Genomic DNA, 22757 nt, shown 5'->3' with positions numbered 1-22757 from the left:
CCCATCAATTCACATCGTGCTCTGTCAAGCGGACCGGGGCACTGCCTCGGCTGAAGAGCTCAGCCGGGAGCACAACACCCCGTTCGCCGTTCGCGCTGTCCAGCAGGTCCGCCACGCCTCGGGCGGACCTCTCGACGGGTTGCCGCACCGAGGTGAGGTCACCGTCCACAACGGAAGCCGGCCGCGAGTCGTCGTAACCCGTCGCCGCGACGTCCGTGCCGGGCCGGAGCCCTTGGCGGCGCGCTTCAGGGAGCACACCTACAGCACGGGGGTCGGTCACCGCGATCACCGAGTCCCGAGGGACTTCGGTGTCCTGAAGCACCCTCGTCGCCGCGGCGCCCGCTCCGGCGGTGTCGTCGGCGGCGGGCGGGAGGCGGTCCGAGGGCAGGTCGAGGGTGGTGCGGCCGGTCTCCGGGCCACGTCTCCGATCCGCGTTCCGACCCGTCGCACCGGCCGTTCCGGCGGAGGAGATTCGACTGCGGCCCAGGTCGTGCGGCGGGACGACCCGTCCCGGGACTTCGAGGTCGGCGCAGCGGCCGTCCGATCGGGCAACGCCGGCGTCCAGCGCGACCTGGCGGATCGTCACCGGACCGCCGGGACGCGCCATGGCCTGCTCCCTCCCCCTGTCGCCCCTGTCGCCGGCTGGTGACGGAGCGCGCCCGGAGGCTCACGCAACCGTCATCGACCCGCGTCGAAGGGGCGCCACTGTGTCGCGCACCACAAAGCGGTGTCAAGGAGTGGGACGGGCTACGTGATCGGAACGCAACTGACGTGTGTCCTGGTGCTCGCGTTCACACGCGGATGACTTCAACGCCGCGTTCGCGGAACCGGCGGACGTCGTCCTCGGCCGCGCCGGTGTCGGTCACGAGGGTGTGCACGCGGGTGATCGGGCAGACTTCGGCGAACGCCCTGGTGCCGATCTTCGAGGAATCCGCCACCACGACCACGCGCCGGGCGCGTTCGGCGAGCATCCGGTCCACGTCCGCCGCGCCCTCGTGGTGCGCGTAGGCGCCGGTGTCCGGGTCGATGCCGTCCACCCCGAGGAACGCCACGTCGAGGCTCAGCCCGCTGAGGATCCGCCCGGCGAGCGGGCTCGTCAGCTCGTAGGACTGCGGTCGGGCGACGCCGCCCGTGACGACGAGCTTCACCTGTGGCCGCACGGCGAGTTCGTTGGCGATGTTCAGCGCGTTGGTGACGACGGTGATCAGCCCGTCACCGGTCGCGCCGCCGACCTCGGGGCTCGTCATCAACGCGCGGGCGACCTCGGTCGTGGTGGTGCCGCCGTTGATCCCGACCACCGCGCCGCGAGTCACCTGCCCCGCCGCCGCACGCCCGATGCGCTGCTTCTCCCCCGCGCGCAGGACGGTCTTGTAGCGCAACGCCAGGCCGTAGGCGACCGAGTGCGCCACCGCGCCGCCCCGGGTCCGGGTGAGGAGCTGCTGCCGGGCCAGGTGGTCGAGGTCCCGGCGGACGGTCGCGCCGGAGACGTCCAACTCGGTCGCGATGTCGTCCACCTCGACCCGGCCCCGATCGGCCAGCAGTTCCAACAGCAGGTTCAGCCGCTCGTACCGGTTCACCGCGCCACCTCCCCCGAAGTGAACGCACACTACCGATGCCCCGTTGTGAACGGAACCGCTTCAGATGACGTCCGTCAACGTGGTCCGGATGGCCAGCGCGGCGCCGGAACGGGCCCACTCGCTGAAGTCCCACGGCTGCACGTCGAGGTCGATCAACGCGGTGTCCGCCTCGTAGCTCGCCTCGACACCGTCGCGGACCCGCTCGGCCGACACCTCGTACAGCGGCAGGCCGTCGCCGGTGAGCAGCACCTTCTGCGGGTCGATGAGGTTCGCGACTGTCCCGATCAGCACGCCGAGCGCGTAGCCGGCGTCGTCGAACACCCGCTTGGCGTCGGGTTCCCCGGCGAGCGCCCGCTCCACCGCCTCCTCGTAGCCCGGCTCGCCCAGCTCGCGCAGGATCACGTGCGTCATCAGGTAGCTCGACGCGCAGCCGCGGTGGCCGTAGCCGCACTCCGGTCCGCTCGGGTCGACCAGGATGTGCGCGATCCGGGGCGGCAACCCGTGCGCGCCCTCCACCAGCCTGCCGCCGACGACCAGTCCGCAGCCGACGCCCGCGCCGACCGTGATCAGCGCCATCGACGTCAGACCCGCGCCCGCGCCGAACCAGTGCTCGGCGGACGTCAGGGCCTGCACGTCGTTGTCGACGGCGGTCGGCACGCCGGTCGCCGCGACCACCCGCTCGCGCAGCGGCACGTCCGCCCAGCGCAGGAACTCCGCCTCCACCACCACGCCGTCGCGGACGATGCCGCCGAGCGTCACGCCGATCGCGGTGACGTCCCGCGCCGCCGCAGCGACGTCGGCGATCTGGGCGACCACGTCGGCCGGGTCGGTCGAGCGCAGCGGTTCCCCGGTGGTCTCGACCACGGTCGCGGTGAGGTCGGTGACCGCGGCGAACAGCCGGTCGGCGGTCAGCTTCACGCCCAGGAAGTGGTGCGCCTCCCCGCGCACGTGCAGCATCTCGGACGGCCGTCCGGTGGACGACCGGAGTTCCGTGCCGCCTTCGACCAACAGCCCGTGCGTCACCAGCGCGCGGGTCAGCCTGGTCAGGGTGGGTCGGGACAGGTGCAGCCGCTCGGCGATCTCCGCCCGCGGCATGGCCCCGTGGATCAGGACCTCCAGCAGCACGTCGCGCGCGACCTCGGGCAGGTCCGGCCAGGACGGGGCGGTTCGAGCGTGGGTTCCCGAGGGCACCGCCCGAAGATACATCGCCCCGTCCCGGCCGGATCACCGAGAGCGGACGGCTAGCAGATGCTCTGCCTGCTGTTCACGAGCGTGTTGTTGCGGAACGTGGTGTTGGTGCCGCACGGGTTCTCGGTGATGGCCGAGTTCGTGACGGTCAGGTTCTGGACGAGGATGTCCCGGGTGATCGGGAACTCGGTCCGCGCCGCCAGCCGGATGTCACCCGGACCGGTGACACTGCCGCTCTGCGCGGCGAGGTTCACGTTGTAGCAGTTCTCGATCAGGATGGAGTTGCTGCCGGTCTGCGCGATGTCGATCCGGTCGATCTGCAGGCCGCCGCTCTCCGAGACGCAGAAGATGCCGCGACCGCCGCCGCGCGCCTTGACCGTGCCGACCCGGACGTTGATCGGGTAGCTGCTGCCGATCCGGCCGTTGCGGTTGGCCGTGCGGAACGCGGCGTAGCCCGTGCCGGTGCCCGCGTTCTCGGCGTCGACGGTGCCGACCGTGGCGTTGATCGTCTGGTTGAGCAGCAGGCCGGACTCGCCGACGCCGCGCGCCACCACCGTGCCGATGGTCAGGCCGTCCACGCCGTAGGTCTCCACGGCGTGCGAGCTGGCGCCCTGCACGTAGGCGTAGTCGATCCGGACGTTGCGGGTCCACTGGCTGGTGTCGCCGCGGTTGTCGATGCGCACGCCCAGGCCCCTGGACAGGCGCATGTTCACGTTGCCGATCACCACGTTGGTGACGTTGCGCATGAAGATGCCGTACAGCGGGGTGCCGGTGAGGGTGAGGTTCTGGACCTCGATGTCGCGGACGCCGCGCGCGTAGACCGGCGCGTAGTCGCCCGAGCCGGTGCCGGTGACGTTGATGGTGCCGCACAGGTCGATCGCGGTGTAGCTGCGCATCGAGTACCGCTCGCCCGCGGGGATGGAGCCGGACGCCCGGACGACGATCCGCTCCTTGTACGTGCGGTTCGCGGTGAGGCTGTCGTTGGCCGCCTGCATCGCGGCGCGCAGGCTGCTGCCGGTGTAGACCGTGCTGCTGCCCCGGCGGGCGGTGAAGCTGCTGCCGGACCCGGTCACCTCGGCCTGGTACGAGCCGTCGCCGCAGGCTGCCTGTGCCTCCGGGGCGGTGACCTGGAGGAGCGCCGCTGTCAACGCTGACACGGCGAGGATTGCTTTCATGGGGTGATCTCCCGATGTTGGTAAGCGCTTTCCTGCGGCGGCGTAGGCGATCCTATGGTTCGGTGCGGCACAGGGGAAGGGCGGTGGCGGCCCGCCGGGGGACGTGGCGGGCCGCCACCCGAGTCAGTTCTGGGAGCGTTCCCAGACCAGCTTGTAGTGAAACCGACATCCGGGACCCCGTCAAGGGCCCGTCTCACCGGGGTGAGCAGGCCCTTGACCGGTACAGCCCCCTGCCCGAGGCCGGACTACTTCAGGCTGGGCAACTCGTCGCGGGTCACGACGTAGCTGTGGTTGTAGCCTTCTGGAGATGGCCGACCGAGTTGCTGACGGTCAGGTGGTTGCCGTGCCACGTGCCGAACAGCACCCAACGCGCGCCGCTGGAGATCATCCGGTCCGGGTCCGGATCGGGCCGTTCTCGTGCAGCGCGATCGGCACGGTGGTGCCGACGATGTTGCGCACGGAGTCGTCATCGGCTTCAACGGGTCGTAGTTGCCGTTACCCGCGTAGGTGTCGGCGCCGCCGATGTCCAAGTACTGCTTGCCGGGGTGGAACGACCCCTGTGGCTGGCCGTTGTAGCCGTGCAGCCAGACGAGGTTGTCCAGGCCCTTGGCGTTGGTCAAGTAGAACGCGAGGGCGAGCATGGCTCTGCCCAGTGCCGGCAGGCGTACCGGCATGCCACAGACGCGCAGGCCCGATTCGACATGGGTTCGGGTGCCATAGGCCGGCCGAAGCCGGGAAGGCGTCGCGGACGCACTTCCCGCCATGCCTGCCCGGCTTCGGCCTGTCCGGGGGTGCCTGTAAGGCCCCATGTCCAATCGAGCCGGACCGCACCACCGAGTCCCGAACGGTCAACTCACGCGTCCCGAACGTAGGACTCAGGGGGTTGCGGGGTGCCCGACCGGTGAGGTCAGGCGCGGCCCCGGCGCTTGGTCCACACGTCGTAGGCGACCGCCGCCAGCAGGACGAGGCCCTTGACCAGCATCACCCGTTCACTGGGCGCGCCGATCAACGACATGCCGTTGTTGATCACACCCATGATCAGGCCACCGGTGATCGCGCCGACCACCTTGCCCACGCCGCCCTGCACCGCCGCGCCGCCGATGAACGCCGCCGCGATCGCGTCGAGCTCGAACGCCGTGCCCGCGGTCGGGCCGGCCTGGTTCAGCCGACCCGCGAAGATCACGCCCGCGAGCGCCGCCAGCACGCCCATGTTCACGAACACCCAGAACGAGACCTGCTTGACCTTCACCCCGGACAGCGTCGCGGCCTGGAGGTTGCCGCCGATGGCGTAGATGTGCCGGCCGAACACCGACTTGTTCGCCATCACCGAGTAGCCCAGCACCAGCACCGCGAGCAGCACGAGCACCCACGGCAGGTTCCGGAACCGGGCCAGCTGCACCACCACGGCCAGCACGACCGCCGCCGCCAGCACGATCCGCAGCACGAAGATCGGGAACGGGTCCACGACCTGCCCGTACTCCAGCCGCGCCTTGCGCTTGCGCCACTGCGCGAACGCGAACGCGCCGACCACCGCGAGGCCCACCAGCAGGCTGAGCAGGTCCGCGCCGCCCAGCGGGCCGAGGCCCACGTTCCCGAGGTAGCCCTCGGTGAAGCCGTTGGCCAGCGTCCGGATCTGGTCCGGGAACGGGCCGATGCCCTGGTTGCCCAGCACGGTCAGCGTCAGCGCCCGGAACACCAGCATGCCCGCCAGCGTCACGATGAACGCGGGGATGCCGAAGAACGCCACCCAGTAGCCCTGGGCCGCCCCGATCACCGCGCCCGCCACCAGCGTCAGCAGCACCGCGATCGGCCACGGCACGCCCATCTGCACGGTCAGCACCGCGCAGATCGCGCCGGTCAGCGCGACCACCGACCCGGCGGACAGGTCGATGTGCCCGTTGATGATCACCAGCATCATGCCGATCGCCAGGATCAGCACGTACGAGTTCTGCACGATGATGTTGGAGATGTTCTGCGGCTGGAGCAGCGCGCCGTCCGTCAACACCGCGAACAGCACCACGATCAGCGCGAACGCCACGTAGATGCCGGACTGCCGCAGGTTGATCGAGAACCGGCGCTGCGGTGCGGCGGATTTCGCCGCGGGCGCCGGTGCCAGTTCAGTGCTCATGAGGTCTGTCCCTGGGTCATGTGGTGCATCAGGCGTTCCTGCGTGGCTTCCGCGCGGTCCAGCTCACCGGTGATCCGGCCCTCGGACAGCGCGTACACCCGGTCGCACAGGCCGAGCAGCTCCGGCAGCTCGGAGGAGATGACCAGCACCGCGCGGCCCTGGTCCGCAAGCTCGTTGATGATCGAGTAGATCTCGTACTTCGCGCCCACGTCGATGCCGCGCGTCGGCTCGTCGAGGATGAGCACGTCCGGGTCGGTGAACATCCACTTGGCCAGCACGACCTTCTGCTGGTTGCCGCCGGACAGCGACGAGGTGGGCGTGCCGACGTCGGGTGTCTTGATGTTCATCGAGCGCCGGAACCGCTCGGCGACCGAGAACTCCTCGTTCTCGTTCACCCAGCCGCGCTTGGCGAGCTTGGACAGCCCCGCTGCGGACACGTTCCGCTTGACGTCGTCGATGAGGTTCAACCCGTACCGCTTGCGGTCCTCGCTGACGTACGCCAGGCCGTGCCGGATGGCCTTGCGGACGGTGCGCGTGTCGATCTCGCGGCCGTCCTTGACCACCCGGCCGGACACGCCGACGCCGTACGAGCGGCCGAACACGCTCATCGCGAGTTCCGTGCGGCCCGCGCCCATGAGGCCCGCGAGACCGACGATCTCGCCGCGCCGCAACGACAGGGTGGCGTTGTCGACCACCACCCGGTCCGGCTGGGACGGGCTGTGCACGGTCCAGCCCTCGATCCGCAGCACCTCGTCCCCCACCTTCGGCGTGCGGGGCGGGAAGCGGTGCTCCAGGTCGCGGCCGACCATGCCGGAGATGATCCGCTCTTCCGTCACGTCGGTCGCGGGCAGCGTCTCGATGGTGCGGCCGTCGCGCAGGATCGTGATGGTGTCCGCGATCCTGGTCACCTCGTTGAGCTTGTGCGAGATGATCACCGAGGTGATGCCCTCGTCGCGCAGGCCGTCCAGCAGGTCGAGCAGGTGCGCGGAGTCGTCGTCGTTCAGCGCCGCGGTCGGCTCGTCCAGGATCAGCAGCTTGACCTCCTTGGCCAGCGCCTTGGCGATCTCCACCAGCTGCTGCTTGCCGACGCCCAGGTCGTGCACGGGCGCCGTGGGGTTCTCCCGCAGGCCCACGCGGGCGAGCAGTGCCGCCGCCGCGTGGTTCGTGCGGTTCCAGTCGATGAACCCGCGCCTGGACTGCTCGTTGCCGAGGTACAGGTTCTCCGCGATGGACAGCTGGCCGCACAGCGCCAGCTCCTGGTGGATGATCACGATGCCGCGCCGCTCGCTGTCGCGGACGCCGCCGAACGAGCAGGGCTCGCCCTCGAAGACGATCTCGCCCTCGTACGACCCGTGCGGGTGCACGCCGGAGAGCACCTTCATCAGCGTGGACTTGCCCGCGCCGTTCTCACCGCAGATCGCGTGGATCTCACCGCGCCGCACGGCGAGCGACACGTCGTGCAGCGCGGTGACCCCGGCGAACCGCTTGGTGATGCCGCGCATCACCAGGATGTCGTCGGACATGATCCGATTACCTCAACTGGTCCGCGGTGTAGTAGCCGCTGTCCACGAGCACCTTCTGGTAGTTGGTCTTGTCCACGATGACCGGCTCCAGCAGGAAGGACGGCACGACCTTGTTGCCGTTGTCGTAGTCCTTCTCGTTGTTGACCTCGGGCTTCTCGCCCTTCAGCACCGAGTCCGCCATCTTCACGGTGACGTCCGCCAGCTCGCGGGTGTCCTTGTGGATGGTCGAGTACTGCTCGCCGCCGATGATCGACTTCACCGAGGCGACCTCGGCGTCCTGGCCGGTGACGATCGGGTACGGGTTGCCGCCGGCGCCGTAGCCGCTGCTCTTGAGCGCGGAGAGGATGCCGATGGACAGGCCGTCGTACGGCGACAGCACGCCGTGCACCTGCGCGCCGCCGTAGGTGGACGTGAGCAGGTCCTCCATGCGCTTCTGGGCCGTGGCCGGGTCCCAGCGCAGGATGGCGACGGTCTTGAAGTCGACCTGGCCGCTCTTGACCACCAGCGTGCCCTTGTCGATGTGCGGCTGGAGCACCGACATCGCGCCGTTGAAGAAGAACGTGGCGTTGTTGTCGTCCGGCGAACCGGCGAACAGCTCGATGTTCAGCGGGCCCGCCGCGTCACCGGGGGTGCCGTCGGCCTTGAGCACGCCGAGGCCCGTCAGCAGCGACGTCGCCTGCTGCACGCCGACCTTGAAGTTGTCGAACGTGGCGTAGTAGTCGACGCTGTCGGTGTTGCGCAGCAGCCGGTCGTAGGCGATGACCGGGATGTTCGCGTCCTGCGCCTGCTGGAGCTGCGACGTGATGGCGGTGCCGTCGATCGAGGCCACGATCAGGAGCTTCGCGCCCTTGGTGATCTGGTTCTCGATCTGGTTCGCCTGCGTCGGGATGTCGTTCTCGGCGTACTGGAGGTCGACCTTGTAGCCCTTGTCCTCCAGCGCCTTCTTGATGTTGTCGCCGTCGTGGATCCAGCGCTCGGACGACCGCGTCGGCATGGTCACGCCGACGAGCGCGCCTTCGGTGGACCCGGTCTGCTGGTCGACGGTCTTCTCCGCCGAGCCGCAGGCGGACAACGTCAGGGCTGCCGCCACGGTGACGGCGGCGAACCGTGGAAACTTCATTGTTTCTTTCTCCTCGGGGTGGCGGTGTTGCCAGCGCGCGTAGCTGCCATGGGCGGCTAGCGGAGGCCCTGTGCGAGCCGGAAGTACGCCTGGTTCCAGCGCAGGCGGTCGCTGAACGACGTGGTGGTCGTGTCCTTGTCGATCAGCACCAGTTCGGTGTTCACCATGTTCGCGAAGTCGCTCAGCACCTCCGCGCCGACGGCCTGCGTCATCACGGTGTGGTGCGGTCCGCCCGCGGTCAGCCACGACTCGGCCGACGTGGACAGCGACGGCGCGGGCTTCCACACCGCGCGGGCCACCGGCAGGTTCGGCAGCGGCTCGTCCGGCGGCACGACCTCGACCTCGTTGGCCACCAACCGGAACCGCTCGCCCAGGTCGGCCAGGCCGACGACCACGGCGGGACCAGCCGCCGCGTCGAACACCAGCCGGACCGGGTCCTCCCGGCCGCCGATGCCCAGCGCGTGGACCTCGCACGACGGGCGGTCGGCCGCGATGGACGGGCAGACCTCCAGCATGTGCGCGCCGAGGATCTTCGGCTCGCCGGGGCCGAAGTGGTAGGTGTAGTCCTCCATGAACGACGTGCCGCGGCCCGTGCCGGCGCCCATCGCCTTCACCGCGGCCAGCAGCGCCGAGGTCTTCCAGTCGCCCTCGCCGCCGAACCCGTAGCCGTCGCCCATCAGCCGCTGCACGGCGAGGCCCGGCAGCTGCCGCAGCCCGCCCAGGTCCTCGAAGTTCGTGGTGAACGCGCCGAAGCCGCCCTCCGTGAGGAACCGCCGCAGCCCGGCTTCGATGCGCGCCGCGTAGCGCAGCGACTCGTGCCGCTCCGCACCGCGCTGCAACTCCGGCGCGAGCCGGTAGGCGTCGGCGTAGTCGGCGACGAGCAGGTCGATCTCCTCGTCGGCGACCGCGTCCACCAGCTCGACCAGGTCGTTCACGCCGTAGGTGTTCACCGAGACGCCGAAGCGCAACTCGGCCTCCACCTTGTCGCCCTCGGTCACCGCGACGCCGCGCATGTTGTCACCGAACCGGGCCAGCTTCATCCCGTTCAGGTGGCTGTAGCCGGTCGCGGCGCGCACCCAGCCGTCGATCCGCTCGGCCAGCACCGGGTCGCTCGCGTGACCCGCCACCGTCTTGCGGTGCACACCGATCCTGGTCTGGATGAACCCGAACTCGCGGTCGCCGTGGGCGGCCTGGTTGAGGTTCATGAAGTCCATGTCGATGGTCGACCACGGCAGCGCCTCGTTCAGCTGCGTGTGCAGGTGCAGCAGCGGCTTGCGCAGCGCGTCCAGCCCGGTGATCCACATCTTGGCGGGCGAGAACGTGTGCATCCACGCGATCACGCCGACGCACGACGGGTCGGCGTTCGCCGCGAGCATCACGGTGCGGATGGCCGCGGTGTCGGTCAGCACCGGCTGCCACACGATCTCCGCGGTGATCCTCCCCGATTCGGTGAGCATCCGCTGGATCTGCTGCGATTGCCGGGCGACCTGCTCTAGCGTGTCCGGGCCGTAGAGGTGCTGGCTCCCGGTCAGGAACCAGACTTGCGGCTTCCCAGCAGAGGACATGCGGGGCTCCCCTCGTGGGCTCATTGCCCGTAGACGTTCTGGTAACGCGCGTAAAGGCTGTCGATGTGGTGCTGTTCGATCGGGTCCGGCGTGCCGAGCTGGTGTGCGAAGTGGACGGTGCGCGCCACGTCCTCCACCATCACCGCCGCCTTCACCGCCGCACGGGCGTCCTTGCCGACCGTGAACGGGCCGTGGTTGCGCATCAGCACCGCCGGTGAGCGGCTGGCGCGCAACGTCTCCACGATGCCGCGGCCGATCGAGTCGTCGCCGATGAGCGCGAACGGGCCCACCGGGATGTCGCCGCCGAACTCGTCGGCGATCATCGTGAGAACGCACGGGATCGGCTCGCCGCGTGCGGCCCACGCCGTGGCGTAGGGCGAGTGAGTGTGCACCACGCCGTTCACCTCGGGCATGTGCCGGTACACGTAGGCGTGCGCGGCGGTGTCCGAGGACGGCGAGTAGTCGCCCTCCACCAGGTTGCCGTGCAGGTCGGTGACGACCATGGCCTCGGGGGTCAGCTGGTCGTACGACACCCCGGACGGCTTGATCACCATCAGGTCCTGGCCGGGCACGCGGGCCGAGACGTTGCCCGCGGTCCAGATCACCAGCTCGTACCGGGTCAGCTCGCGGTGCAGGTCGGCGACCGTGCGACGCAGGTCGGAGACTGCGGACATCTGCTACTCCCCCTTCGCGGCACGGCGCCGCGCCTTGAGCCGGTGCATGACCTCGTTCGCGCCGCGACCGAAGTAGTCGTGCAGCTCCTGGTACTCGACGAACATCCGCTCGTACGCCTCGACGTTGTCCGGGATCGGCAGGTAGACGCCCCGCTTCACCGAGCCCATCGCCTGGGCGGCGGCGTGGATGTCCTCGTACGCCTTGGCCGCCACGGCCGCGTGCATCGCCGAGCCGAGCGCCGGACCCTGCTCGGAGCCGATCACCGACAGCGGCAGGTTCGTCACGTCGGCGTAGATCTGCATCAGCAGCGGGTTGCGCAGCAGGCCGCCGGCGATCACCAGCTCCGTCACCGGGATGCCCGCGTCGGTGTAGGAGTCCACGATCACCCGCGTGCCGTAGGCCGTGGCCTCCAGCAACGCCCGGTAGGTGTCCTCGGCGCGGGTGGCCAGCGTCTGGCCCACCACGACGCCGGACAGCTCGTGGTCCACCAGCACCGACCGGTTGCCGCTGTGCCAGTCCAGCGCGATCAGGCCGTGCTCGCCGATGCGCTGCTGGGAGGCCAGCTCCGTCAGCAGCTCGTGCACGGAGATGCCGCGCGCCGCGGCCTGCTCGTGGTACTCGGCCGGCACGTTGTGCTCCACGAACCAGGCGAAGATGTCGCCGACGCCGCTCTGGCCGGACTCGTAGCCCCACAGGCCGGGGACGATGCCGCCGTCCACCACGCCGCACATGCCGGGCACGTCGGCCAGGACGTCGGCGTTCATGACGTGGCACGTCGAGGTGCCCATGATCGCGACCATCTGGCCCGGTTCCACGGCGCGCGCGGCGGGCGCGGTCACGTGCGCGTCGACGTTGCCGACGGCCACCGCGATGCCCGGCGTCAGGCCGGTCCACTCGGCGGCCTGCTCGGTGAGGCCGCCCGCCCGGTCGCCGAGCTGGCCCAGCGGGTGGTCCAGCTTGTCGGCGACGAAGCCGCCGAAGTCGGGGTTGAGCGCCTGGAGGAAGTCGGTGGACGGGTAGCCGTCCTGGTAGATGCCCTTGTAGCCGGCCGTGCAGGCGTTGCGCACGTAGACGCCGGCGAGCTGCCAGACGATCCAGTCCGCGGCCTCGACCCAGTGGTCCATCGCCGCGTAGACCTCGGGCGCCTCTTCGAGCAGCTGGAGGCCCTTGGCGAACTCCCACTCGGAGGAGATCAGGCCGCCGTAGCGGGGCAGCCAGCTCTCACCGCGCTGGGACGCGAGGTGGTTGATCCGGTCCGCCTGCGGCTGGGCCGCGTGGTGCTTCCACAGCTTCACGTACGCGTGCGGGTTGTCCGCGAACTCGGGCAGCTCGTTGAGGGGCGTGCCGTCCGCCTTGACCGGGACCATCGTGCACGCGGTGAAGTCCGTGCCGATGCCGATCACGTCGGCCGGGTCCACCCCCGCGTCGGCCAGGGCCGCAGGCACCGCGTGCCGCAGCACGTCCACGTAGTCCTGGGGCACCTGCAACGCCCAGTCGGGCGGCAACGGGCGGCCGTCGGGCAGCGCCCGGTCCAGCACACCGTGCCGGTAGTCGTGCACCGCCGTGCCCAGTTCGAGGCCGTCGCGCACCCGCACGACCACCGCGCGACCGGACAAGGTGCCGAAGTCGACACCAACAACCAAGGGATCGCTCGCCATGAGAAGGAGTGTTATCGCTAACATTCACGGCGTCAAGCCCTGCCCGCAACGTGCTGCAAAGAGGCAGGTGAGCGTGCACAAAACGCGGTGGTCATCCGGACCTGCGCCGACCAGGGCGCGCAGGTCAAGGGTAGGCGCGATCGTGCCCGCTGCGGGGCCGCGTCGGCCGCAGACCGGTTACGAAATTGTTGCGCCGCCCAACGTGGACGGCGCAACAGTACGAGCGCGAGGATTTCACTCGGTGGGCGGGGCCACGCTGTCCCGCTGCACCAGCGCGGGGGCCACGGTCCGCTGCGGGGCGCCCACGTCCCCGTCGCCCACCTGGGCCAGCAGCAGCTCCAGGGTCTCCTTGGCGACCGCGTGGAAGTCCGGCCTGATCGTCGTCAGCGGCGGGATGAAGTACGCCGCCTCCGGCACGTCGTCGAACCCGACGATGCTCACGTCGTGCGGGACCCGGCGGCCGCGCTCGCTCATCGCGCGCAGGATGCCGAGCGCCAGGTGGTCGTTCGCGGCGAAGATCGCGGTGACCTCCGGCATCCGGGCCAGCATCTGGCCCGCGCGGTAGCCGGAGGACGCGGTCCAGTCCGCCGGCACGACCGGCGGCACCTCCAGGCCGGCCGTCTCCAGCGCCGACCGCCAACCCCGTATGCGGCCGAGGCTGTCGAACCAGTCCGACGGGCCCGAGACGTGCCACACCGTGCGGTGGCCGGCGTCGAGCAGGTGGCGGGTCGCCGCGAAGGCGCCCGCCGCCTGGTCGACCGTCACCAGCGGGGTGGAGCGCTCCGGGTCGCCGTCCACCGTGACCAGCGGGATGCCCGCGGACACGGCGCCGACCGCGTCATTGGCCGACGCGGTCGGCGCGATAACCACTATTCCGGCGACCCGCTGGTCGCGGTGCCGCTCGACGGCGTCGGAGATGGAGTTGCGGTCCAGCACGTCGACCCGACCGACGCTCACCGCGAACCCGGCCTCCGCCGCCGCCGTCTCGAACGCGGCGAGCAGCGACGCGGGGCCGTAGAGCGTCGAGTTCTGCGCCACCACCCCGATCAGCTGGGATCGGCCGGTGACCAGCGCGCGGGCCGCCTTGTTGGGCCGGTAGCCCAACTCGGCGATCGCCGCCCGCACCCGCAGTCGGGTCTGCTCCCGGACGTTCGGGTGCCCGTTCAGCACCCGCGACACCGTCTGGTGCGAGACCCCCGCGAGCCTGGCGACATCCGTCATCGCGGGGTCGCGCGAGGTCTTGTGCTCCACTACCGCCCCATCTCCCTGGTCGAACACTGCTTCCACCTACCGTGATGTTAGCGATAACAGCGCCTGATCACCGTCAACGTGCCGTCAACACCATTGTCCACCAGGGACCGTCCCGGACAGGCCGGGACTCGTCAACCGAGTCGGGGAAATCACCCGTTCCCCGGCCCTCGGGTCACCGTGCGGCCGGTCGGCCCAGCTCGACTCGGGCCGGCTGGTCACCGCTGCCGGTCCTTGATCCGCAGGAAGGTAACGGAGTGCGGCGGGAACGTGTGGGTGAAGGAGTTCGAGACCTTCACCTTCGTCTCCGCGGCCCGCACCGGCTGGTCGAACTCGGTGTTCACGTCGTCCGGCCCGCCCCGCAGCACGGTCGCCCGCGCGATCGGCCGGACCTTGGTGTGCCGGCCTAGGTCGATCTTCGTGCGGGCCGCGTCCGCCTGCGCGTTGACCACCTTGACGATCAGCTCGCCGGTCGACTGGTCGCGGGTGACCACCTGGCGGAACGGCTCGGCGACCTTGTCGTCGGTGAACTCGCCCCACTTCTGCCCGTCCAGGAACAACCGCACCTGCCGACCGCGCACCTCGATCCGCAGGTCGTACGTGCGGCCGGCCTCGATCGTGGTGCCGTCGGAGATCAGCGTGCTCTTGCCGCCGCCCTCGGCCTCCTCCACGGCCGACTGGGTGTTGTTCCAGCCGCCGAGGTTCCACCAGTAGTAGTTGCCGGTGTCCTTGACGCCGAAGGCGACGAGGAAGCCCTCGCTGCCCGACTGCTTGGTCGCCTTGACGTTGAGGTCGTAGTCGCGCCACGTCGGGTCGCCCGCCGTGACCAGGGTGTTCTGGGCGGTGGCGTCGGACTGCGCGTAGGCGCCGTCCACCACGTCCCAGGTGCCCGAACCGGTGCCGGTCCACCGGCTCGCGCCGGCGGAGAAGTCGTCGGCGAACAGCTCCTGGCCCGTCGCCGAGGTGACCACCACGTCGTCGTAGGACGCGGCCGTGGCCCACGTCGACAGGCCGATCGCGCCGGTGATCGGCTCGCGGGTCGACGGCGTGCCGGAGGCCGTGCTCCGCACGACGTGGTCGCCGACGTTGGTCATGAACAGCTTCTGCACCTCGTAGGAGGTCGAGCCCCACGACGCGTGGTTGTTGAACCAGATCATGTCCGGCCGCCACTGCACGTAGTCCTCGTTGGACAGCAGGGGCGCGTAGGAGGCGAGCTTCACGACGTCCGCGTTGCGCTCGAGGCCGGTCATGAACGCGGCCTCGGACAGGGCGTTGAAGAACCGGTTGTCCTGCGAGGCGTACTCGCCCAGGAACACCTTCGGCCCGTTGCGGTCGTAGCTGTCGTACCGGTCGTTGTTCTCCAGGAACCAGCTCGGGCTGTTGTAGTAGTGCTCGTCCACCATGTCGACGCCCGCGTCGCGGTTGAGCTGCCACAACCGGTCGAAGTTGGCGCCCGCGTCGTCCGGGCCGGAGTTGCTGACGATGGTGATGTCCGGGTACTTCGCCTCGATGGCGGCGCGGAACCGGGTGAAGCGCTCGAAGAACGCGTCGGCCAGGTTCTCCTCGTTGCCGACCCCGATGTGGGTCAGGCCGAACGGCTCCGGGTGGCCCATCTCGGCCCGCTTGCGACCCCACGTGGAGTCGGCCGGGCCGTTGGCGAACTCGATCAGGTCGAGCGTGTCCTGGATGTGCCGCTCCAGCAGCGCCGGGTCGTCGGTGGCCTGGTTCTGGCCGCAGCCGGTGACCAGCGCGGGCACCACGGGCAGCGGCATCGCGCCGACGTCCTCGGAGAACTGGAAGTACTCGTAGTAGCCGAGGCCGTAGGACTGGTTGTAGCCCCAGAAGTTCCAGTTGGTGGCGCGCTCCTCGACCGGGCCGATGGTGTCCTTCCACTGGAACGAGCGACGGCGCTCCCAGTCCGGCGCCTCGTAGGCCGCGTGGCTGCCGGTGTTGACCAGGCAGCCGCCGGGGAAGCGGACGAAGCCGGGTTCGAGGGCGGCGATCTTCTCCGCCAGGTCGGTGCGCAGGCCGTGGCCCTTGAACGTGTCCCTCGGGAAGAGCGACACCATGTCCAGCCGCAGGGTGCCCGTGCCGCCGCCCGTCACCCGGAGCCGGCCGTTCGTGGACGACTGGCGGGCGTGGAAGGCGCCCGTGTACTTCGTCCAGCCGTCACCGACGACCTGGACCTCCAGCGGCGTGGCCAGGTCGTTGCCCGCCTCGTCGGTCAGGCCGACGTGCACCGGGGTGCCGGCGGACTGGTCCGTGCGGGCCCAGACGGAGAAGTCGTAGCGCTCGCCGCGCTCGACGTTGATGCCGGTGTTGTACCCGGAGTTGATCACACCGCCGGGCAGGCCGACGCGGAGGTAGCGGCGGTTGCGCTCGTTGAGCCTGCCGTCGTCGTCGACCACGTCGAGCGTGCCGCCGGTCGGCTCCCACGCCGTGAGCGGGGTGTAGGAGGCGTTGTCGGCGCGGTCGTACTCGAACGACCTGTTCTGCACCAGCTCGGCGTAGAGACCGCCGTCGGCGGCGCGGTTGATGTCCTCGAAGAAGACGCCGTACATGCTGTCGTCGATCGTCGCGCCCTTGGCTGCCGGGTCGACGGTGAGCGTGTAGTCGGTGTGGTCGGTGTCGGCCGCCGTGCCCGAAGCGGGCACGGCGACCAGCAGGCTCGCGGCGAGTGCCGCGGCCATCACAACGCGGGACATGCGTTCTCCAGGGGATCAGGGTGCCCAGGAAGGTCGGGTGCTGGGGTCTGGGGTCTGGGGTCTGGATGGCGGCGTCGGATCCAGGGTGGGACTCCGGGCTTGGAGTCGGGGCTTGAAGTCCGGGGTGCGGGTCAGGGGAAGGCCGCGCGGACGCGGTCCAGTTCGGCCTTCGTGACCGGCAGGACGGTGCCGTGCCGGGGTCGGCTGGGCAGGGAGTAGTCGGTGGCGAGGGTCCACTGGCCGGAGGCGAGGTCCGTGGTCTCGAACGGGACGTAGCCGCGTCCGCCGAACTCGTCGATGAACAGGTACCAGCGGTCCTCGGTGTTGGACTTGAAGACCGTGGGGCCCTCGCCCTGGCGGATCGAACCCTTGCCGATGCAGTCGGCGACGAAGTCGTACGAGGTGTCGCGCAGCTCCGCGGACTTCTCGGCCAGGATGAACTTGCTGCACGGCGTGGTGGACGTGTTGTTCCGCTCGTCCTTGGTGAACCGGAAGTACTCACCGCCGTGCTCGATCACGGTCGAGTCGATGACCGAGTAGCCCGGGTCGACCCAGACCTGAGGCTCGCTGAACGTGCGGAAGTCGCGCGTCGTCGCGTACAGCATCTTGTTGTAGGTGTTGCCGGTGTGCTCGGGGTCGTCCGCCGCGTAGACCTTCGAGGCCCAGAAGACGACGTAGGCGCCGATCGTGTCGTCGTAGTACGCCTCGGGCGCCCACGTGTTGCCGGCCGTCTCCGGCGACACGCGCACGTGGCGCTGCTGCCCCCAGTCGACGAGGTCCGTGGACTCCCAGACCTCGATGTGGCGGCTGCCCTTGCGCTGCGCCAGGTCCCAGTTGCCGTTGCCGTTCATCTTCAGGTCGGTGGCGATGAGGTAGAACTTGTCGCCCTCCGGGGACCGGATGATGAACGGGTCGCGCACGCCCTTGTCGCCGAGCGACGACGTGAGGACCGGGTTGCCCTGGTTGAGCTCGTCCCACTTCAGCGCGTCGTTGCCGCGGCTCGCCGCGAAGTACACCTGCTCGCCGGTGGCCGTGCCCTCGCCGGTGAAGTAGCCGAACATGTAGCCCTCGTACGCCTGCTGCTCGGGCTTCGGCGTCACCGTGACGGGGAAGCGGCGCTTGACCTGCTCCTCGCCGCTGCGGACGGTCGCGGTGAGCGTCAGGCCGGCGGGCTCGGCGCCGTGCTCGGGCCGGGTCACCTCGCCGGTCTCGGTGATGACCTTCTTCTTCGTGGACTTCCACGAGACATCCGTGCCGTGCAGGCCCTCGGTGGGGAGGGTGATGTTGCCGCGGATGTCGTCGGCGTCCCACACGGTCAGCGCGGCGGCGGCTTCGGCGACCTTCTCGGCGTCGGTCAACTCGGGGCGCACGGTGACCTCGAACGTCCTGGTCCGGGCGGCGGTGGTCTCGGCACCACCGGGAGTGGCGGTGGCGGTCAGCGTCACCGTGGCCGGGTCGGAGCCGGCGGCGGGGCGGGTGACGGCGCCCTGGGCGGTCACGTGCGACTGGTCGCTCGACTGCCAGGTGATCGCCGAGCCGTACGGACCGGTGGTCGGCAGGGTCAGGTCCGCGGTGACGGCGGAGAGGTCGCCGAGGTCGATGGCGGCGAGGTCGCGCCGGGCCTTCTCCTCCGCGGACACGAAGCCGAGGTCGTGCGCCTCGGCGGCGGTGATGGCCCGGTCGTAGAGGCGGAAGTCGCGGACCGCGCCCTTGAGGTGGCGGTCGCCGCTGTAGACGGAGCGGCCGATGTAGTTGGCGGTCGTGGCACCCCCGCCGATCATGGCCGGCGTGATGGTGACGCCGGTCCGGCGGGCGACTTCGACGCCGTCCTCGTAAAGCACCGCGGTACCGCCGCCGAGGGTGTAGGTAAGCGTTTTCCACACACCCCTGGCGAGATTCCGACCGGCCGACGTGGTCTGCTCCGTGGACCAGTTGCCGGTCGCGATCGAAGAGCGGTACGCGTTGCCCGTGGTGAACAGGTAACCGTTACCGACCGTACCCGAGGAATTACCGAGGCCGTAGATGAAGTAAGGCGTGGCCTGATCCGGCGAAATGCGCACCTGAACCGAGACAGTGACGTCGGCCATGCCGCGCAGCACGTTGTCCGGCAGCTTCACGTGGCCGTTGACGCCACCGAGTTGAAGCCCTTCAGCTCCGCCGGGAGTGGCATCACCCATAACGGTTGCGTTACGACCTCCGCCCGAGTGGTCCGCAACCGCGGTCCCCGAGGTTTCGGTGAGGGGGTAGTGCAGCACGAGACCATCTGCGGCGGACACGGACGGTGCGCTCAAGGTAGCCGCGGTGAGGGCCGCCGCGAGCACTGCGACCATGGTCGCGACGGAGGAGCGTGGGCGATGACGAAGGGTGACCATAGGTGAGTCGCTCTCGTCTTGCGCGCGGCCCGCGGCCGCGGATGAACAGGGCATGCGACCGCACGGGTGCGGTGCGTCACAATAGTGAGCGCTAACATACGATCGGCTAACAAACGTGTCAAGGATGCGAAGTTGACGTTTCCAAGGGGTTGACGGGCCGATTGTGAGCGTTCACTCTGGTGGCCCAGGTGACCACCGTCACGCGGTTCGCCGTCCCCGTCAGTGTCTCGGGTTCCCACGGAGGAAGACCAGTGTTGAAGAAGATCACGACCGCCGCAGCAGCGGTCATGTTGGCCGCGCTGACCGCGTGCGGGTCGGGCGGTGACGCCGCGTCGTCCGGGACCAAGGACGACGGCAAGATCACCATGGGCTTCGCTCAGGTGGGCGCCGAGAGCGGCTGGCGCACCGCGAACACCAAGTCCATCCAGGAAGAGGCCGCCGCGGCCGGGATCGACCTGAAGTTCTCCGACGCGCAGCAGAAGCAGGAGAACCAGATCAAGGCGATCCGGTCCTACATCCAGCAGAAGGTGGACATCATCGCCTTCAGCCCGGTTGTCGAGACCGGGTGGGACACCGTGCTGCTCGAGGCCAAGCGCGCGAACATCCCGGTCATCCTCACCGACCGCGCGATCGACTCGGACGACACCACGCTCTACAAGACGTTCCTCGGCTCCGACTTCGTGGAAGAGGGCAAGAAGGCCGGCGAGTGGCTGAAGGAGAACGCGGCCGGGGCCACGAACGTGGTTGAGCTCCAGGGCACGACGGGCGCCGCGCCGGCGATCGACCGCAAGAAGGGCTTCGAAGAGGCCATCGCGGGCACCGACCTGAAGATCGTGGCCACCCAGACCGGTGACTTCACGCGGTCCGGCGGCAAGCAGGTCATGGAGGCGTTCCTGAAGTCGGTGCCGCAGATCGACGTGGTCTACGCGCACAACGACGACATGGGCCTGGGCGCGATCGAGGCCATCAAGGCCGCGGGCAAGGTGCCCGGCAAGGACATCAAGATCATCACCGTGGACGCGGTGAAGGACGGCATGACCGCCCTGGCCGCCGGTGAGATCAACTTCATCGTCGAGTGCAACCCGCTGCTCGGCAAGCAGCTGATGGAGCTGTCCAAGAAGGTCCTGGCGGGCGAGGAAGTCCCCCCGCGGGTCGTCACCGAGGAGACCACGTTCACCTCGGAGCAGGCCAAGGCCGAGCTCCCCAACCGCAAGTACTGATCACCACCAGCAGCGGTCCCCGCCACCCTCCGGGTGTGGTGGCGGGGGCCGCACCCACTCGTGTGAGGAGTTGTCCGGTGACCGAGCCGGTCGTCGACATGCGGGGCATCTCGGTGGAGTTCCCCGGAGTGAAAGCCTTGCAAGAGGTGGATTTCCGGCTGTTCCCCGGTGAGGTCCACGCGTTGATGGGTGAGAACGGAGCGGGCAAGTCGACGCTCATCAAGGCGCTGACGGGGGTGCACCCGCTGGCAGCGGGCACCATCCACTACGCGGGCGACTCCGTGTCGTTCGGCGGGCCGGCGCAGGCGCAGGCCGCCGGGATCAGCACGGTGTACCAAGAGGTCAACCTGTGCGCGAACCTGACCGTGGCGGAGAACATCCTCCTCGGGCGTGAGCCGCGCAAGTTCGGCCGCATCGACGGCAAGGCGATGCGCACGCGTGCCGCCGAGCTGCTGGAGCGCATCGGGCTGCGCATCGACCCGTCCTCGGTGTTGGAGAGCCACCCGATCGCCGTGCAGCAGCTCGTCGCGATCGCGCGTGCGGTCGCGGTGGACGCGCGGGTGCTCGTGCTGGACGAGCCGACATCGAGCCTCGACGCGGACGAGGTCGCGGAGCTGTTCCGGATCATCCGGGTGCTGCGCGACGAAGGCGTCGCCGTGCTGTTCGTCTCGCACTTCCTGGAGCAGGTCTACGAGATCTCGGACCGGATGACGGTGCTGCGCAACGGCCGGCTGGTCGGCGAGTACACCACCTCGAAGTTCAGCCGGATCGAGCTCGTGTCCGCGATGCTGGGCCGTGAGATGGGCGTGCTGGAGGAGATCGAGCGCCGTTCGGGCACGCCGGGCGAGCCGTGGCTGGTCGCCGAGGGACTGGGCCGCAAGGGCTCGGTGGCGCCGTTCGACCTGGAGGTCCGGGCGGGCGAGGTGGTCGGGCTGGCCGGGCTGCTGGGTTCCGGTCGCACGGAGGTCGCGCGGCTGCTGTTCGGCGCGGACAAGGCCGATTCGGGCCGCGTGCTGGTGGACGGCGAGGTCGTGCACCTGCGGGGGCCGCGTTCGGCGATCGCGCTCGGCATCGCGTTCTCCTCGGAGGACCGCAAGGCCGAGGGCGTGGTCGCCGACCTGAGCGTGCGGGACAACCTGATCCTGGCGTTGCAGGCCGCGCGCGGCTGGGCCCGGCCGGTGCCCCGCAAGCTCGCCGACGAGCTGGTGGCGAAGTACATGGAGATGCTGGACATCCGGCCCGCGAACCCCGAAGCGGTCGTGGGCACGCTGTCCGGCGGCAACCAGCAGAAGGTGCTGCTGGCGCGGTGGCTGGTCACCGAGCCGAAGCTGTTGATCCTGGACGAGCCGACGCGCGGTATCGACGTCGGCGCGAAGGCGCAGATCCAGAAACTGGTGGCGGACTTGGCCGCGGACGGCATGGCGGTGGTGTTCATCTCCGCCGAACTGGAAGAGGTCGTGCGGATCGCCGACCGGGTCGTGGTGATGCGCGACCGGCAGAAGGTCGCCGAGCTGGCCGGCAGCACCACTGTCGACGAGGTCATGGCGCTCATCGCCGGTGGTGCGGAGACCGACCGCGAGGAGGTGGCGGTATGAACAAGAGGTTGCTGTGGCCGGCCTTGGCGCTGGTCGCGCTGCTGGTGCTGAACGTGGTGGTCACACCGTCGTTCTTCTCGTTGCGGTTGCAGGACGGGCACCTGTTCGGCAGTTTGATCGACATCCTGCGCAACGGCGCTCCCACGCTGCTGATCGCGTTGGGCATGACGTTGGTGATCGCCACTCGCGGGATCGACCTGTCGGTCGGCGCGGTGGCGGCCATCGCCGGGGCGGTGACGTGCACTTACATCGCTTCGGGGGGAGACCCCTGGATCGGTATGGGGTTGGCGTTGCTGCTGTGCGCGGCGCTGGGGTTGTGGAACGGGTTCCTGGTGTCCGTGCTCGGCATCCAGCCCATCATCGCGACGCTGGTGCTGATGACGGCCGGTCGCGGCATCGCGATGCTGATCACCGAGGGGCAGATCGTCACGGTCGACTCGCCCGTGTACCGGGAGGTCGGCGCCGGGTTCCTGGTGCTGCCCATCGCGATCCTGATCAGCCTGGCCGTGCTCGGGCTGGTGGCGCTGGTGACCCGCAGGACGGCGTTGGGCCTGCTGATCGAGTCGGTCGGGGTGAACCCGTCGGCGTCGCGGCTGGCCGGCGTGCAGGCGCGCACGATCATCTGGACCGTGTACGTGTTCGCCGCCGTCTGCGCGGCGATCGCCGGGCTGATGATCAGCTCCAACGTGAGCGCGGCCGACGCCAACAACGCGGGGCTGTGGATCGAGATGGACGCGATCCTGGCGGTCGTGATCGGTGGCACGTCGTTGGCCGGTGGCCGGTACTCGTTGACCGGCACCCTGCTCGGGGCGCTGATCATCCAGACGTTGACCACGACGGTCTACACGATCGGCATCGCGCCCGAGATCACGTTGGTGTTCAAGGCGGTCGTGGTGATCGCGGTGTGCCTGATGCAGGCGCCGATTCGGATTCGGGTGAGGCAAGGGGTGCCCGCGTGAAGACAGTGACGGTGAAGCCGGAGTCCTCGGGTTCCCCCGGGTCCACACC

At 69.6% G+C, this 22757-nt stretch carries 17 protein-coding genes; 3 read left to right on the top strand and 14 right to left on the bottom strand.

Annotated features, from left to right (window positions below):
- Window positions 1-4 precede the first annotated feature (4 nt).
- The 14 genes from ACRAKI_RS11685 to ACRAKI_RS11620 all read right to left on the bottom strand — a co-directional run bounded on the left by ACRAKI_RS11685 (window position 5) and on the right by ACRAKI_RS11620 (window position 18739).
- Complete coding sequence (locus tag ACRAKI_RS11685) at window positions 5-607, bottom strand: substrate-binding domain-containing protein (RefSeq protein ID WP_447007078.1); 603 nt, start codon at window positions 605-607, stop codon at window positions 5-7.
- Between the two features lie 184 nt (window positions 608-791).
- Window positions 792-1577, bottom strand: a complete 786-nt coding sequence (locus ACRAKI_RS11680; RefSeq protein ID WP_447007077.1) for a DeoR/GlpR family DNA-binding transcription regulator — start codon at window positions 1575-1577, stop codon at window positions 792-794.
- A gap of 60 nt (window positions 1578-1637) precedes the next feature.
- Complete coding sequence (locus ACRAKI_RS11675) at window positions 1638-2768, bottom strand: ROK family protein (protein ID WP_447007076.1); 1131 nt, start codon at window positions 2766-2768, stop codon at window positions 1638-1640.
- A gap of 50 nt (window positions 2769-2818) precedes the next feature.
- Window positions 2819-3922, bottom strand: coding sequence for a hypothetical protein (locus tag ACRAKI_RS11670; protein ID WP_447007075.1), 1104 nt, complete (start codon window positions 3920-3922; stop codon window positions 2819-2821).
- A 263-nt stretch (window positions 3923-4185) separates the two neighbouring features.
- Window positions 4186-4581: a glycosyl hydrolase gene (locus ACRAKI_RS11665; protein ID WP_447007074.1), complete on the bottom strand. Its 396-nt coding sequence runs from the start codon at window positions 4579-4581 to the stop codon at window positions 4186-4188.
- 266 nt (window positions 4582-4847) lie between these two features.
- Window positions 4848-6068, bottom strand: a complete 1221-nt coding sequence (gene mmsB, locus ACRAKI_RS11660; RefSeq protein WP_447007073.1) for a multiple monosaccharide ABC transporter permease — start codon at window positions 6066-6068, stop codon at window positions 4848-4850.
- Window positions 6065-7591: a multiple monosaccharide ABC transporter ATP-binding protein gene (gene mmsA, locus ACRAKI_RS11655; RefSeq protein ID WP_447007072.1), complete on the bottom strand. Its 1527-nt coding sequence runs from the start codon at window positions 7589-7591 to the stop codon at window positions 6065-6067. Before mmsA ends, mmsB begins: the two co-directional genes overlap by 4 nt.
- Before the next feature lie 7 nt (window positions 7592-7598).
- A complete protein-coding gene (gene chvE / locus ACRAKI_RS11650) occupies window positions 7599-8711 on the bottom strand; it encodes a multiple monosaccharide ABC transporter substrate-binding protein (protein WP_447007071.1) in 1113 nt (370 codons plus the stop codon).
- A 56-nt stretch (window positions 8712-8767) separates the two neighbouring features.
- A complete protein-coding gene (araA, locus tag ACRAKI_RS11645) occupies window positions 8768-10276 on the bottom strand; it encodes an L-arabinose isomerase (RefSeq protein WP_447007070.1) in 1509 nt (502 codons plus the stop codon).
- Between the two features lie 20 nt (window positions 10277-10296).
- The gene (locus tag ACRAKI_RS11640; protein WP_447007069.1) at window positions 10297-10950 is read right to left on the bottom strand and encodes an L-ribulose-5-phosphate 4-epimerase; all 654 of its coding nucleotides are present in this window, start codon (window positions 10948-10950) and stop codon (window positions 10297-10299) included.
- Window positions 10951-10953: 3 nt separating this feature from the next.
- Entirely contained in the window at window positions 10954-12609 is a 1656-nt protein-coding gene (gene araB / locus ACRAKI_RS11635) for a ribulokinase (RefSeq protein WP_447007068.1), read from the bottom strand.
- Window positions 12610-12843: 234 nt separating this feature from the next.
- The gene (locus ACRAKI_RS11630) at window positions 12844-13830 is read right to left on the bottom strand and encodes a LacI family DNA-binding transcriptional regulator (RefSeq protein WP_447008395.1); all 987 of its coding nucleotides are present in this window, start codon (window positions 13828-13830) and stop codon (window positions 12844-12846) included.
- Window positions 13831-14075: 245 nt separating this feature from the next.
- Entirely contained in the window at window positions 14076-16562 is a 2487-nt protein-coding gene (locus ACRAKI_RS11625) for an alpha-L-arabinofuranosidase C-terminal domain-containing protein (protein ID WP_447007067.1), read from the bottom strand.
- Window positions 16563-16693: 131 nt separating this feature from the next.
- Window positions 16694-18739, bottom strand: coding sequence for an immunoglobulin-like domain-containing protein (locus ACRAKI_RS11620; protein ID WP_447007066.1), 2046 nt, complete (start codon window positions 18737-18739; stop codon window positions 16694-16696).
- Window positions 18740-19221: 482 nt separating this feature from the next.
- Here ACRAKI_RS11620 and ACRAKI_RS11615 point away from each other — a divergent pair, with 482 nt between their 5' ends.
- The 3 genes from ACRAKI_RS11615 to ACRAKI_RS11605 all read left to right on the top strand — a co-directional run bounded on the left by ACRAKI_RS11615 (window position 19222) and on the right by ACRAKI_RS11605 (window position 22708).
- Entirely contained in the window at window positions 19222-20154 is a 933-nt protein-coding gene (locus ACRAKI_RS11615) for an ABC transporter substrate-binding protein (RefSeq protein ID WP_447008394.1), read from the top strand.
- Window positions 20155-20252: 98 nt separating this feature from the next.
- Entirely contained in the window at window positions 20253-21749 is a 1497-nt protein-coding gene (locus ACRAKI_RS11610) for a sugar ABC transporter ATP-binding protein (protein ID WP_447008393.1), read from the top strand.
- Window positions 21746-22708: an ABC transporter permease gene (locus tag ACRAKI_RS11605; RefSeq protein ID WP_447007065.1), complete on the top strand. Its 963-nt coding sequence runs from the start codon at window positions 21746-21748 to the stop codon at window positions 22706-22708. Before ACRAKI_RS11610 ends, ACRAKI_RS11605 begins: the two co-directional genes overlap by 4 nt.
- Window positions 22709-22757: the final 49 nt, after the last annotated feature.

This window comes from Saccharothrix isguenensis (assembly GCF_052936305.1).
Note: the sequence above shows the minus strand (reverse complement) of the source record. Positions and strands in the feature narration are given on the sequence as shown.